Raw genomic sequence first — 14,576 nt, forward strand, 5'->3', positions numbered from 1 at the left:
CGATGGTCTCCTCGGCCGCGACGAGAGAAGCCGACAGCAGCACCACCACGACCAACAGCTTGATGAAACAGCGCATGACGCCTCTCCTTTGGCTTGAGCTTTACTATGACTGGACTATGGCTGGCAAGACGAATGCTCCGGTCCACCTGCGGAGATTAGCACAGCGGAAATCTATCGACAAGACTATTGTCGACGATAAATCAACAGCGACTGGCAGAGGTCAAATGCAAAAAAAACCGCCCAGCGGCGGCTTCTGCAATTCCAGCGAAGCGAACAGCGTTCAGTCGGAGTGCTCGCTCTGGAGAATCCGCTGGGTGACCTCGTCGACCAGGCTGGCGAAATCCCCGGCGCCCCGTGAAACCGGGGCGTACTCGAAGATGGTCTGGGCGAAGTTGGGGGCCTCGGCGATCTTGCGGTTGTAGCGGATGATCGTTTCGGTCAGCAGCTCGCCGAAATGGCCCCGGGCCATCTTGAGGATCGCCCGGTGGGCCCGGTTGAGCGGCTGGTAGAAGTTGGGCGTCACCCCGACGATGCTGGGGCAGACCTCGGCGGGGAGCCGGCGGATCTCGTTGATGGTGTTGACGGCGGTCAGGGCGGAGAGGTAATCGGTGGAGAAGGGCAGCAGGACGTGATCGACGGCGTAGAGGATGTTCTTGGTGATCAGGTTGAGCGCCGGCGGGCAATCGAAGATGACGTAATCGACCTGGGTCAGGCGGCGGATGATGCCCGAGAGGATCAGGTAACGGTCGACGCGGCGGTCCAGCAGGCCGGCGACCTCCCAGAGATCGTAACCGCCGGAGCTGATCAGCACCATGTTCCGGCGCAGGTTGATCAGGCGGACCTCTTCACCGAGCAGCAGCTCGGAAAAGCCGCCGCCCTCGGGCTGAATGTTGAAGTAGGTGGCGATGGTGCCCTGGGGATCGGCGTCGATCAGGACCACACGCTTGCCCTGCGTGGACAGGCCGGCGCTCAGGTTGACCGCCGTGGTGGTCTTGCCGGTCCCTCCCTTGGCGATGAAGATGGCGATGCTGCGCACGTTGTCTTATCTACCTCGTCGGGGTAACAGCGCACCAAAGTCAATTGCGGCGGAATTTGGATTGGTGATTAAGGCGGCCCGGCGCCCGTTTACCCTATTAAAAGACTTCGCTGATGTCAATCTGCTCCGGGGGTGATTGCCGAACCCGCGGCTTGCGCCGCGTTGCCCGGCCGCCGCAGCTTCTGTTATACTAGCGCGGCTTTGACAACCTGTCGAGGGGGAACCATGGGCGAGCCGGAGCGCAGCGTGGAACAGGCACCGTCGAGCCGGACCGGGCGGATCCCGATCTACGTGATCATGATCATCTTCCTGGCCTTCCTGGCCATCTTTTTCTACTACGTCTGGGAAGTGGTCACCCCGCTGCTGGTCTGGCTGATCCTGGTGCTGATCCTCTTTCCCTTCGCCTACGACGACCCCCGCGCCGTTGCCCTGATCCTCCTGGTGACCCTGGCGGGATTGCTCTACGGGGTGATCAGCCTCTGGGACGCCTTCCTGCCCTTCGTCGTCGCATTGGTGCTGGCCTTTTTCCTCGATCCCCTCTGCGACCGCTTCGATATCTGGTTCAACCGCTGGTTCGGCAAGCGTGAGCGCAGCGAGCCGCCCGAGGACAAGCTGGGCCGGCGCCTGCGCTCCTTCGCCGCGCTGACGGTGATCATCCTCGTGCTCGGCGTCCTGGTCGGACTGGGCTTCGCCCTGGCGCCGACCATCGAGCGCGACCTCGACCGCCTGAGCGACTTCGACTTCAAGGGCATCATCGCCGAACTCGACGGCTGGATCGACAAGCTGGCCGGCGACAATGAACAGCTGCGGACGACACTGCAGCGCGGCACCGCCGACCTCGAACAGACCATCGCCGAGGCCCTGCCCTCGGCCACCCAGGTGATGGAGACGGTTTTCGCGCAACTGGGCAACCTCGGCAACCTGATCCTGATCCCCATCTTCACCTTCCTGCTGCTGCGCGATGTCGACCGCTTCAAGCAGAAGCTGGCCACACTGGTGCCGGTCAAGCTCAAAAGCCGCTTCAACAGCCTCTCCGAGGACGCCAACCGGGTCTTCATCGGCTTCTTCCGCACCAAGTCCATCGGCTGCCTGTTCGTTGCCTGTTGGGTCGGCGTCGGCTTGTACCTGATCGGCGTACCCTTCTATCTGCCGATCGCCATCATCACGGGGATCCTCAACTTCATCCCCTTCCTCGGACCCTTCCTCGGCGCCGTACTGGCCACGCCGATAGCCCTGCTGACCCCGGACCCCATCCTGTCCGCCCTGCTGACCATCGGCCTCTACGTCTCGGCCAACGCCATCGACGGCTATATCCTCGATCCGCTGATCGTCGGCCGCAAGGTCGGTATCGGTCCCGTACTATTGCTTCTCTCCGTCCTGGTCGGCTTCCAGTTCGGCCTGCTGTGGGCCTTCCTCGCCGTGCCGCTGGCCGCCCTGCTGAAGGTCGTCATCCTACAACTGGAGCGCTTCTACCGTCGCAGTCCCATCTACTGCGGCGCCCAGGGCGACGCACCGTCGACGCCCCCCGCCGATTGTGATACCGATGCGTCTTGACTGCCGCCGACGCGGCGACTAACATAACCGACATAAAGACTAGACATTTCGACATCCACAGCGGGAAGACTTCATGCGCATCGGTCTGCCCAGGATACTGATCCACCACTACCGCTACCTGCCGCTCTTCGCCGGTTTCTTCCGCGAAACCGGCTGCGAGATCGTCTTCAGCCCCCCCACCAACAAGGGGCTCGTCGAGCGCGGCATCGCCTCCACCGTCGACGATGCCTGCCTGCCGCTCAAGGTGGCCTTCGGCCATCTGCACGCCCTCGTCGAGGCCGCGGTCGATTACATCTTCCTGCCCCGCCTGGTAAGCCTGGAGCCCGGCTCATCCCTGTGTCCCAAGTTCATCGGTCTGCCCGACATGGCCCGCAGTTGCGTCGACGTCGACCTGCCCCTGCTGTCCCCCACCGCCGACGTCAACCGCCACGAGGGCGGTTTGCTGGAAACACTGAGCAAGGCCGGACTAGAGCTGGGACTCGACGATGCGACGATCTCCCGGGCCGTTGATCGCGCCGAGACCGACCAGGCCGCCTTCCGCGCCGCCTGCCTCTCCGGCAAAGACCCCGGGGCTCTGCTCGAGGCCGTGGAGCATCAGCGCGACTATCATCCCCCCGCCCAGGGCGACGAACTAGAGCTCCGCGTCGTCGGACGCTCCTACCTGCTGTTCGATCCCGGCAGCTCCCTCGACCTGCTGGGCAAGCTGCGGGCGATGGGCTGCCGGGTGCTGACCCACGAGGCCGTCGATCACTCGACCATCGATCGCGAGCTGGCCGGGCTCTCCCGCCCACCCTATTGGACCCTGGGACGCGAGATCCTCGGCTCGGCCTCCTTCTTCCTGCGCTCACCCGACGTCGACGGCCTGGTCTTCGTTCCGCCCTTCCAATGTGGGCCGGCGTCCCTGCTGGAAACCCTGATCGAAGCCCAGAGCCGCAAGCACCCCCTCAAACCATACACCGCCCTGGTCCTCGATGAACACACCGGTGAGGCCGGCCTGCTGACCCGCCTCGAGGCCTTTCTGGACATGATCCGGCGACGCAAGCGGCGCGAGGGCTTGAACGACCGTTGAAAAACCGCCCCACGAGACCGCGCCCGATCGACCGACGGACGCGCCGGAACCGGCACGGTTTTTGCGGAGGCGGAACGTTAACAACGGCCTTAACGGGCGCCGAGATGCAAAAACCGTGCCGGTTCCGGCGCTTGATCCCGCCCGGTGTCGCGCACTTCCCGGGGCGGTTTTTCAACGGTCGACGCCCTGAGCCGAACGATCATTCCAGCTCAGCTAAGCTAATCATGTTTCCTACCCAGCCCCTCAGCGGTAACCGATGAAACTGACCTTCCCCCACATGGGCAACATGTACATCGCCTTGCGGGTCCTGCTGGAGGCCCTGGGGCGGGAGTACGTCGTGCCGCCGCCCTGCTCCAAACGCACCTTGGAGCTCGGCGTGCGCTACAGTCCGGAGACGGCCTGCCTGCCGCTGAAGATCAACCTGGGCAACTTCCTCGAGGCCGTCGAGCGCGGCGCCGACACCATCCTGGTCATCGGCGGCGGCGGCCCCTGCCGTTTCGGCTACTACGGCTCGATCCAGGAGCAGATCCTCAAGAATCTGGGCTACGACGTCCAGTTCTACTACTTCAGCCAGGACACCAAAGAAGATTTCATCAAGATGTTCAAGGCCATCTCCAACGGAACGAGCCTGTTTCGTCTCTGGCGGGCCTTCCGTTTCGGCCTGCGCAAGCTCCAGGCCATCGAATACGTCGAGGAGCTGACCCGCCGGGCGCGCTGGCGGGCGGCCGAACCCCTGGTGGTCGAGAAGCTCAAGAAAAGGTATCTTCAGCGGATCGATGACGCCGGTTGGTACCTGACCCTGCGGGCGGCGGAGCTGTCGGCCCGCCGCAGCTTCAACGACATCGCAACGCGCGAAGACCTGCCGCAGCAACCGCTCCACGTCGGTATCGTCGGCGAGCTGTACGTCGTCCTCGAGGAGTACGTCAACCAGGCCGTCGAGCGCCGATTGGGCCAGATGGGCGTCCTCGTCGAGCGTCCGGTATCCCTCTCGGCCTGGCTGCACCACAAGATGACCACGGGCGGCGTCGGCGACTACGCCGATCGCGAAACGGCCAAGCGGTACGCCCGGCGTTACCTGGCCTACGACGCCGGCGGCGAGAGCGTGGTCAGTGTCGGACAGACCGTCCGTATGGCCCGGGAAGGCTACGACGGCGTCGTGCACCTGATGCCCTTCACCTGCATGCCCGAGATCGTGGCTCAGAACATCCTCACCCGGGTGAGCAAGGAACAGGGCATCCCGATCCTGACCCTGATCTCCGATGAGCACACCGCCGAGGCCGGCGTGGTCACCAGGCTCGAAGCCTTCGTCGACCTGCTGGCCCGCCAGCAGCGCGAGCGCCTGCTCAATCCCGCCGGGGCCTGAAGGCCTCGCTCAACGTTTACCAACCCACCGCCACGCCAGCGAGGAAACGACCCGTGACACAGCAACTCTATCTGGGCGTCGACGTCGGCTCGGTCAGCACCAACTTCGCCCTCCTCGGCGACGACGGCGCCGTCTACGAAACCCTCTACCTGCGGACCCAGGGCCGGCCCATCGAGACCGTCCAGCAGGGCCTGGCCGATCTGGGCCGGTTGTTCGCCGACCGCGACGTCCGTATCGCCGGCGTCGGTACCACGGGCTCGGCGCGCCAGCTCAGCGCCGTGCTGGTCGGCGCCGATTCGGTCAAGAACGAGATCACCGCCCACGCCATCGCCGCCAGCATGGTCATTCCCGGGGTTAAGACCGTCTTCGAGATCGGTGGTCAGGACTCCAAGATCATCATCCTTCGTGAGGGCATCGTCGTCGACTTCGCCATGAACACGGTCTGCGCCGCGGGCACCGGCTCCTTCCTCGACCAGCAGGCCGCCCGCCTGGGTATCCCCATCGAGGATTTCGGCGGCTACGCCCTGCGCGCCGACAGCCCGGTGCGCATCGCCGGCCGCTGCACCGTCTTCGCCGAATCGGACATGATCCACAAGCAGCAGATGGGCCATTCGACCGCCAACATCGTCGCCGGCCTCAGCGAGGCCCTGGTGCGCAACTACCTCAACAATATCGCCCGGGGCAAAGACCTGCAACCGCCGATGGTCTTCCAGGGCGGGGTGGCGGCCAACGCCGGTATCAAGCACGCCTTCGAGAAAGCCCTGGGCCAGGAGGTGATCATCCCCGAGCATCACAAGGTGATGGGCGCCATCGGCGCCGCCCAGTTGGCCAGAGAACGCATCGAAGTCACCGGGGAAACCAACTTCAAGGGCTTCGCCGCCTCGGACTTCTCCTACCGCACCCGAGGGTTCGAGTGCGACTACTGCCCCAACGTCTGCGAAGTCGTCGAGATCCTTCAGGACGGCAGGGTTATCAGCCGCTGGGGCGACAAGTGCGGTCGCTGGCAGAACCTGGATTTTCCCAGTCCGGTAAAACAGCGCTAGTCCACCCGCCAGCTCCACGGTTGGGCCGCCTATTTGTTGGAGTGCATTCGCCATAATGCCTTGACCTTACACTAATAATCGATTATCATCTGACCTCGGTGAGCTGCACAAGAACTGTCCACTGGGGTTGAACCAACCCGAACGACCACCGTTTATCCCAACCAGCGGAAACGCCGGGCCAACGAGCTCCGTTTTCACCACGTACAAGCAGCCGTGTTTGTACCGCGCAGGCTCAGTATGTGGTTTTACAGGTAGCGATGGATGCCAACGGGGAAAATCCCGCCCGCATATTATAATCCTCGGGTCACGAGGCTAGGCCAAGGGAGCAACGATGACTAAGGCTGACCTGGCGCAACGGATCTCCAAACAGACGGGTCTGACGCTTAAGCAGACCACGGAACTGATCAACGCCATCCTCGACACCCTGATCGAGAGCCTTACCGCACCCGGCGACGAAGACTACCTGGCCCAACAGCGCATCGAGATCCGCGGGTTCGGCACCTTCCGCCTGCGCCACAAGGGCTCCCGCATGGCCCGCAACCCCCGCACCGGCGAGATCATCAACGTCAAGGACAAGTGGGTACCGCACTTCAAACCCTCCAAGCAGCTCAAAGCCATGCTGCCCGAACCCGATTGACCCACGCCAGCTTCGATACCACCCGGCCGGCTTCCCGGCCGTTTTTTCAACCCCTGACGTTCACCACCAACCGCGGGTCATCCGCCCGAAAAACCGCCGCCAAAACATCGATCCGCTAACGAAACCACGACACCCCCCGCCCCGCCGGAACTGGCACGGTTTTTGCATTTCGGCGACCGTTAGAGCGGATCTTAACGGTTCGCCTCAGCAAAAACCGTGCCAGTTCCGGCGGGGGAATGCAGCTGTTACCCTGCGGCGGTTTTTCGGGCGGGGCAGATCCGATCCGTCAAGCAGTAGAACGGGGAGCCCGCAGTGGCTCCCCGTTCGATGCATACTGGACGGCGCCGTCAGGGTTCGATGGTATCCAGCAGGGCGCCGCAGTAGAAATCGATTGCCAGCAGCAGGTCTCGGAACTCTTTGAATTGCGGCGGGTTGGTTAACCGCTGGATCTCGCCGTCGGTGTAATTCTGCAGTTCCGGTTCTAGTTGCCAGCCTTCACCGGCGGGTCGGATGATGATCAGCAGGGCGTATTCGGGTTCCAGGAGGCTGATTTCGCTGGGTCCGAGCTCGCGATAGCACTGATGACTCCGGGAGGAAACGGCGGCGTGGCCGGCGTCGATGAGTGCCTCGCGGTAGATATCCGGCGAATCTGGGCACTCGAGGAGGAGGTTGACCTCGGCGGCCGCCAGCGGTGTGCTTAGCAGCAGCACGAGGGCGGTGGTGAGCCATCTTATGTGGTTGGAGTTGGCGGCGTCTTCGCTCACGGTTGATATCTTACTCGCCCTCGTAGACGTAGTCAAGTTCGAGCAGGGCGACCAGGCCGTCCCAATTGGAGCCGAGGGCCAGCAGGCGACCGTCGAAGGCCAGGTCGTCGATATTGCGCGGGTCGAGGACACCGCTGCCGGCCCAGCGACCCATGATCCGTCCCTCGTTGTCGAAGACGACCAGACCTGCTTCGCCGTCCCAGACGGCCAGCAGACCGTCGGTGTTGCAGTCGAGCAGGCGCGGTTCCTGGAGCATCCGGGCGCCGCGTTCGACGGTCGCGCCGTCGCCGGAGAGTCCCTTGACGGGGTTGAAGCTCGAGAGGTAGTAGACGGTGCCGTCGGGCGCGGCGGTCAGGGATTCGACGGAACCGGAGACGTCGAGGGCCCGGGCCTCGACGACGTCGCCGGAGCGACCGAGGCGCAGGGCGGGGTAGGTGTAAGAATCCCAGCCGACGGAGTAGCTGAAGGTGCTGGCCCAGAGGTTGCCGTCGGCGCCGGAGGCCAGCACGTCGACGGACAGCTCCGCGATGAAGGGCTCGCGCTCGGCGCCGGCGGCGCTGGCGGAGCGGCGGTAGATCGTCGAGGACCAGGAGTCGGCCAGGTAGAGGTCGCCGTCGAGGAGGGCCAGGCCGTCGCAGTCCGCTGCCGTGCTCTCGAGGGGGGCGACGTTTTTCAGCACCCCGGGGTACAGCCGGACGACTTCGTCGTCACCGAGAACGGCTATCAGGTCGTCCTCGAGGTCCAGGGCCAGGGGGGCGTAGTCGGGACGCAGGATCTCTAGCAGCTCGATCTCCACGGCGGCCAGCTCGGAATCAGCGGGCTCGGTATGGGGCAGCTCGACCTCGACATCCTCCTCGTCACCGAAGCCCAAGCGGCTGAAACCCACCACCAGGCCCCGCTCGAAACCGTTGACCTGGTAGTCCAGGGGAGTGAACATCCGCACCCGGACATCCTTAGTGTATTCGTAGCCCTCCAGGGGTTCCGACAGGGCGACCACGGAGAGTTCGGCGCCGCGGACACCGGCCACGCGCAGGGCTCCGAGGATCTCGATGCCCACGCCCAGGGACGCACCGGTGTCGGGGTGGGTCATCGGCTCGCCGTAGCGGTAGACCCAACCGTAATCGTTAAGTTGCACATCGTCGGCGGAGCCCAGAGCCAGCATGGCCGTCGACCAGTCGGCGGCCGGGTCGAACAGGGGGCCGCAGGTGGGCAGGTTCTCGGCCAATCTAGCGGCGATCCGTTCTGCCAGGCGGGAGACTGAGGACAGTTGATCGACCAGGGAGGTGTCGCCGTCGATCAGCTCGCCGTTGAAGCCGTCGTAGAGGCTGCCGTGGAGAAGGTAGTCGTCGCCGTCGTTCTCGATGCTGATCACGCCGATGAAATCGCAGCCCAGCATCGCGGCCAGGGTCGAGAGGTCGGTCGTGGAAGCGGGATCGATGACGGTGTTGACGGCGTAGACGCGCTCCTGGGGCAGAACCTCGAGCCCGGCGTCTTCGAGACCGGCGGTGAAGCCGGAGCGGGCGCTGTCGGGTACCTGATAGGGCAGCATACCCTCGGCGGCCACCCAGACGGCGACGGTTCCGGCCGCCGCGCTGAGAGCGCCGACGAGCAGCAGGATGAGGATTGACTTGGCCTTGAACATCGAACCTCCAACAGGGGGAACTCGCGGGATTGCGGGTCGGCGGGCGAAATGAATTGCGGAAGTATAGCGTTAAAACCGTCGTTCTTCAACCCATTCCCCAGCCAAAGCGAGCCGGCGGCGGGGTTCACGGTCTGTGTTATACTGCTGGGGAAGCGGCGCAACGGGCGTCGCTGTAACCGACATGCATTAGAAACGCCCGATGGGCTGGTTTAATTCCAGCCGTCCCCGACGCTGCGTTCCAGCCGGCCGGCTCGACACGTGTCCGCCGGGGCGCTCGGACGAGAACCAATCCCGGAGGCTCCCGCATGGGCGGGATGAGCACCCGCGCCAAGGCCGAAGCCCGGCGCAAGCTGCAAGCCGGTGAACCCCTCACCGGGCTGGAGGCCTCCTACCTCTACGGCCTGACCGCCGGATTCGCCCCCCTCAAGCAACGGATCGCCAAGCAACGGATCGCCGAACTGGCCGGGACCCGGAAGCGTCAAGCGGCAGAGGGCGGCAAGCTCGAGGGAAAGCCCTCTGGAGCAGGCGGGCCGACCCCGCCGCCCGTCGAGTTGACGCTGGAGCCGGACACCGTCTTCGACACCTGCCTGACCTGCGGCTACGCCGACGGCTTCAAGCTGGCCCTCGAGAGGGCTGGAGCCGGAGGAGCGCAGTTGATCCTCATCTGTCCCCGTTGCCACCAGCGCTACACCGTCGGTCTCATCATCACCCCGGAGAAAGGAACTACCCCGCCGTGATCAAGCTGCAGCTGACCATCCCGCAGCGCGAGGCGCCCGTCGAGCTGACCGTCGCCAAGGGCACCACCATCGAGGAGGCCTACCGCTCGGCCCTCGAGGAGAACCTGCTGCAACCCCCGGCCCACCCGCCGCTGATGGCCTTCGTCGACCACCACGCCCGCGATCTGCGCCACCGGCTGGAGCTCGACGCCCGCGTCGACCTGCGCGGCGCCGACGACGGCGAGGGGATGCGGGCCTACCGCCGCGCCGTCCGCCTGTTGCTGATCGCCGCCGTCATCGATACTTTCCCCGACAAAACGGTCTACATCGACCACTCCCTCTCCGGCGGCTTCTTCGGTGTGCTCCGGCAGACCCCCCGGGCGGGCGAAACCGACGGCCGCCTGCTCCTCGGCCCCACCATCCCCTGCAGCCCCGACGACGTCGCCGTCCTCGAGGGGCGGATGCGCGAGCTGGTCGCAGCCGACGAGCCCGTCGAGCTGCTGTCGATGAAGCGCGCGGAGGCCGCGGCCGAGTTCGAGCGCCTCGGCGACCGCACCAAGGCCACGCTGCTGCGCCACATGACCAAGCCCACAGTCGAGCTCTATCGCGTCGGCGGCATCCTGGACAGTTTTTACGGACCCATCGCCCCGCGAACGGGTCTGTTGAAGCACTTCGACCTGGTCTTCTATCCCCCGGGCTTCGTGCTGCGCTTTCCGACCCACGAAACCCCGGCCGAGCTGGCGCCCTTTCAGGAGCAGAAGAAGCTCTTCCACATCTTCCATGAGTACGAGGACTGGATCAAGGTCCTGGGCGCCGAGACCGTCGGCGGCCTCGACCACCTGATCGCCCACGACGACTACCGCGAGCTGGTCCTCCTCGCCGAGGCTCTCCACGAGAAGAAGATCGCCCAGATCGCCGATACCATCGCCGGTCACCACCACCCACCCCGGGTGATCCTGATCGCCGGCCCCTCCTCCAGCGGCAAGACCACCTTCACCAAGCGCCTCGAGCTCCAGTTGACCGTCATCGGCCACCGCCCCTGCTCGATCAGCGTCGACGACTACTTCCTCCCCAGGGAGCAGACCCCCCTCGATGAGCAGGGCGAACCCGACTTCGAGCGCCTCGAGGCCATCAATGTCGAGGCCCTCAACCGCGACCTGCTGACCCTCCTCGACGGCGGCCGGGTCCACCCGCCGCGCTTCGACTTCAAGCTCGGCCGCAGCGAGCCCTCGCCCGAGCCCCTGTGCATCGACGAGAACACCCCGCTGATCCTCGAGGGTATCCACTGCCTCAACGACGAGCTGACCCGGGCCATCCCGGCCCGGGAAAAATTCAAAATCTACGTCAGTTGCCTGACCCAGCTCAACATCGACAATCACAACCGGGTGCCCACCACGGACACCCGGCTGATCCGCCGCATCTGCCGCGACGCCCGCTACCGAGGCTACGACGCCCTCCAGACCCTGAAGCGTTGGCCCAAGGTCCGCCGCGGCGAATCGCGCTACATCTTTCCCTTCCAGGAAACCGCCGACGTGATGTTCAACTCGGCGCTGATCTACGAGCTGGCCGTACTGGGCAAGCACATCCGGCCACTGCTGGCCGCCGTGCCCGAGGACGCCCCCGAGCGCGCCGAGGCCGACCGCCTGTTGAGCTTCATCGCCTTCTTTCTCGACCTGCCCGACGAAGCCGTGCCGCACACCTCGCTGTTACGCGAGTTCATCGGCGGCAGCGTCTTCCGCGGGGAGTGAAACGCGGGAAGGGGTTCTTGAGGTGGGGGGCTGCAGGTTCACTCTGTCTTGTTCCGCACACCACAACTGCTCGGACCCGGTGAACGGGGAAGCAGGGACGAACATTACAGTGACGAACGGTTCTCTCAGCGTTGGCTCAGCCGTGGCCGAGATCCTGGAGACACTTTCACCGGGAAAACTGGCGAGTCATCACACTTACTATATCAAGCTGGTGAAGCAGTAGAATTAGCTGTACATATAATAAAAGGCTCCCGATGTATGGGAGCCTTTTATTTTTTATTGAAATACAATACTTAGTAAAAAAGTGTTTTTATTAGTCCGAATGATGTTTTAATAAATGCTGATCCAGTTAGTACGAGTACCAAGTTAGGTCTTTGCCATGTCCAAATATTTGTATCACTCGATATTGCCTGCATATATCCGTCATATAATCGTAGTCCATTCTGAGTAATATCTTCGTCCAACCAGGCTTGTACTATGGTTGTAATATCGAATACTCCCCAGACTTCTTCGCCGTACTCCGGAGCTTCGTAAGTATGCTCCTCCGCGTAGGCCTCGATGATCCCCGGCTGGTTGTTCCAGGTGATAGTCATCTCCTCCCAGGCGGCGTCCACCGGGGCGATCCAGATTTCTTCTTCAGACAGCGGTCGGGTTTGAATCAAGGCTGAGTTTTTCCAGTTATTGAACAGCGACAGCCACAGCTCCGCCGAGAGCACCGTGTAGCCCCGGCCCACGTAATGGTCCAGCTCGCGGAACTCGATGAAGGCGTAGCTAGAATCCCCGATGACACCAAAAAAGGTTTCATCTCCATAATTAGAATCTGGATAATATTCATCAGTTGATGTATCGTTCCCCTCGTCGTCATCGGGCTGGAGGGTGACCTCGAAGCTCGCCAAACACACCCCCGCCAGCAACACCACCGCTAACAAAACGTAACGCATTCTGACCTCCCATTCTGTGTCAACTATATGATAGTCCAATACAATGCGCCTGGCAAGCGGCCGGCAGGGCGGCCTTGTCAATGACGCCGCTACACGTAGGGCGGGGGCTCCATCCCCCGCCGTTCGAGCTGCAAATATCCATAGAACGGCTTCAGCCCCCGCCGGCATTCCAATGGAAACACACTATAAACCCAGTCCCGACGGGCCGAACGAGTGTTCGGTTACCTGGAAGAGCGGCGAAAACGCTCGATGAAGCGACTCAACAACCGTGGCAGTTCCGCCGAGCGGTGCAGTTGGTGCCCGGCGGCCAGCAGGTCGAACTCCAGCCGGGCCACCCGCTCCAACGAGCTCAGCGCCTCGCCGGGCAGGGCGCTGAACAGGCGCGGATCGCCCAGGATCGTGCCGCCCTTGCCGCCCAGGGCGTCGCCGAGGAACAGCGTCCGCCGCTGCGGTAGATAATAGGCGCAATGGCCGGGGCTGTGGCCGGGGGTGTGTACGGCGATGATCTCCAGGTCGCCGACGGGGAAGACGTCGCCGTTGGCGCAGGCGATGTCGGGCTCGACGGGGCGGGGGTTATTGTCGGAGAAGGTATGCTCGGCCCAACCCAACGGGCTCAGGGCGGGCATCTCGTCGATGCGGGCGTACCTGTGATCGGCGGCGTGCAACACCAGGGGCGCTCCCCAACGTCGCTTGAGCGGACCGGAGCCGCCGAGGTGATCGGGGTGCCAATGGGTGACGAGGAGGTACTCGGGGGGACCGAGGCCCAGGCGCCGGCGGAAGGCCTCGACGACGGGCGGGGTGCGGCGATGGTTGCCTGTGTCGATGAGAGCCCAGCGGCCGTCGTCGACGACGGCGTAAACGTTGCAGGCGCCCAGTCTGCGCGGCAACAGGTAGACGCCGGGTTTCAGTTGTCGAGCGGGCATAGGTGATCGACGATGCGGCGCCAAAGGCCGACGGGACGGCGGAACAGCGCCAGGGGCACCATCACGCCCAGATGACCCGTGCGGGCCTCGTGGTAGCGGCAGCCCCAGGCGTCGCGCAACCGCCGCTGCAAGGGCAGGGGGATGACCTGGTCGCTGCGGGCGGCGACCAGGAGGATACTCGAGGCCGGGCACCGGGGCCGATAAGTGAGCAGGTTGACCGGCCGCAGGATCGGTTCGAGCTGCCGATAAGAGATCCCCTGAGCCAGGACATCGGCACGCACGTTGGTTGTCAATGGCGACTGCGCCAGGATGCCCAGGGGATCGACGGCCGGCGTCAGCAAGGCGGCACGGTGCTGGGGCTCCGCCGCCAAACAGGCGTGCAGGCCGGTCAGCAAGCCGCCCAGGCTGTGACCCAGGCTGAGGACCTCGTCGTGCCGCTGGCGCAGCAGGGCCAGCAGGACGCCGACCTCGGCCAGGCCGCGGATGAAGGATTGCAGAGTCTCGCCGACGTCGCCGCTGATGAAGCGGGCGCCGGAAAGCTCACCCGGCGGGGTGCGGGTCAGATGATGGGGCAGCTCGAGACACCAGACCGCCGTCCCCCGGCAAACGTGGTAGGCGGCCAGTTCGGCGAAACCGGTGTAATCGGGTTGCAGCCAACCATGGACGTAGAGCAAGCCGCGCCGTGCCCGCTGATCACCGAACAGCAGCCCCCGAACCTCGTCGTCCCCCGTCGGCGAGGCGCAGCGCCAACGCCGGAAGGGGACCTTCAACTCAGGGGAGCTCGCGGGCGGATCGATTGCCAAAGCCTGGACGGCGCCGACGTTAACCGCCGCGCGCAGCTCTCCGGCCGGCTCCAACTCGGCCAGCCGCTCCAGCAGATCCGGCGGCGTCCGGAGGCTGAAGCGGTGTTTGCCCATCAGCCAGAAGACGTAGCGGTCGAAGATTTCGCCGAATAACTCCAGCAGCATGCCTGACACCGCCGTAGTTCAAGTATCGAGGTCCCCGGAGAAGCCGCCGACCTTTGAAAAACGAGTCCTTGATCCACCGATCAGGTGGGGACGACTCCGACGCCGGAACTGGCACGGTTTTTGCGGAGGTGGACCGTTGCCGCCGCACCAACGCTCGCCGAGATGCAAAAAC

At 64.2% G+C, this 14,576-nt stretch carries 13 protein-coding genes; 7 read left to right on the forward strand and 6 right to left on the reverse strand.

Translation table 11 applies throughout. From position 1 onward, the window contains the following. Positions 1–280: 280 nt before the first annotated feature. On the reverse strand, positions 281–1,036 hold the full coding sequence (locus GF399_01830; GenBank protein ID MBD3399053.1) for an AAA family ATPase: 756 nt from the start codon (positions 1,034–1,036) through the stop codon (positions 281–283). A 225-nt stretch (positions 1,037–1,261) separates the two neighbouring features. Between GF399_01830 and GF399_01835 the strand changes: the two genes are divergently transcribed. From GF399_01835 to GF399_01855, 5 genes are all read left to right on the forward strand, one after another. Then, a complete protein-coding gene (locus GF399_01835) occupies positions 1,262–2,590 on the forward strand; it encodes an AI-2E family transporter (protein ID MBD3399054.1) in 1,329 nt (442 codons plus the stop codon). Between the two features lie 73 nt (positions 2,591–2,663). Next, a complete protein-coding gene (locus GF399_01840; protein ID MBD3399055.1) occupies positions 2,664–3,659 on the forward strand; it encodes a hypothetical protein in 996 nt (331 codons plus the stop codon). A gap of 256 nt (positions 3,660–3,915) precedes the next feature. Next, positions 3,916–5,022 carry a CoA protein activase gene (locus tag GF399_01845; protein ID MBD3399056.1) on the forward strand — a complete coding sequence of 369 codons (1,107 nt, stop codon included), beginning with the start codon at positions 3,916–3,918 and terminating at the stop codon, positions 5,020–5,022. A gap of 53 nt (positions 5,023–5,075) precedes the next feature. Beyond that, a complete protein-coding gene (locus GF399_01850; GenBank protein ID MBD3399057.1) occupies positions 5,076–6,065 on the forward strand; it encodes a 2-hydroxyglutaryl-CoA dehydratase in 990 nt (329 codons plus the stop codon). 331 nt (positions 6,066–6,396) lie between these two features. Then, positions 6,397–6,702: an integration host factor subunit beta gene (locus tag GF399_01855; GenBank protein MBD3399058.1), complete on the forward strand. Its 306-nt coding sequence runs from the start codon at positions 6,397–6,399 to the stop codon at positions 6,700–6,702. 347 nt (positions 6,703–7,049) lie between these two features. Here the strand turns inward: GF399_01855 and GF399_01860 are convergent, their stop codons facing one another. Next, complete coding sequence (locus GF399_01860; GenBank protein MBD3399059.1) at positions 7,050–7,466, reverse strand: hypothetical protein; 417 nt, start codon at positions 7,464–7,466, stop codon at positions 7,050–7,052. A gap of 10 nt (positions 7,467–7,476) precedes the next feature. Continuing rightward, positions 7,477–9,108 carry a hypothetical protein gene (locus tag GF399_01865; protein MBD3399060.1) on the reverse strand — a complete coding sequence of 544 codons (1,632 nt, stop codon included), beginning with the start codon at positions 9,106–9,108 and terminating at the stop codon, positions 7,477–7,479. A 305-nt stretch (positions 9,109–9,413) separates the two neighbouring features. Between GF399_01865 and GF399_01870 the strand changes: the two genes are divergently transcribed. Both GF399_01870 and GF399_01875 read left to right on the forward strand, forming a co-directional pair. Next, complete coding sequence (locus GF399_01870; protein ID MBD3399061.1) at positions 9,414–9,845, forward strand: hypothetical protein; 432 nt, start codon at positions 9,414–9,416, stop codon at positions 9,843–9,845. Then, positions 9,842–11,572 carry a nucleoside kinase gene (locus tag GF399_01875; GenBank protein MBD3399062.1) on the forward strand — a complete coding sequence of 577 codons (1,731 nt, stop codon included), beginning with the start codon at positions 9,842–9,844 and terminating at the stop codon, positions 11,570–11,572. Before GF399_01870 ends, GF399_01875 begins: the two co-directional genes overlap by 4 nt. 293 nt (positions 11,573–11,865) lie before the next feature. Here GF399_01875 and GF399_01880 read toward each other — a convergent pair whose 3' ends face one another. The 3 genes from GF399_01880 to GF399_01890 are packed head-to-tail and all read right to left on the reverse strand — an operon-like array spanning position 11,866 to position 14,404. Further along, complete coding sequence (locus GF399_01880) at positions 11,866–12,681, reverse strand: DNRLRE domain-containing protein (GenBank protein ID MBD3399063.1); 816 nt, start codon at positions 12,679–12,681, stop codon at positions 11,866–11,868. A 53-nt stretch (positions 12,682–12,734) separates the two neighbouring features. Further along, positions 12,735–13,436, reverse strand: coding sequence for an MBL fold metallo-hydrolase (locus tag GF399_01885; protein MBD3399064.1), 702 nt, complete (start codon positions 13,434–13,436; stop codon positions 12,735–12,737). Next, the gene (locus tag GF399_01890; GenBank protein ID MBD3399065.1) at positions 13,418–14,404 is read right to left on the reverse strand and encodes a hypothetical protein; all 987 of its coding nucleotides are present in this window, start codon (positions 14,402–14,404) and stop codon (positions 13,418–13,420) included. The genes GF399_01885 and GF399_01890 overlap by 19 nt, the downstream gene beginning before the upstream one ends. Positions 14,405–14,576 lie beyond the last annotated feature (172 nt).

It is taken from the genome of Candidatus Coatesbacteria bacterium (genome assembly GCA_014728225.1).
Lineage (GTDB): Bacteria > RBG-13-66-14 > RBG-13-66-14 > RBG-13-66-14 > RBG-13-66-14 > WJLX01.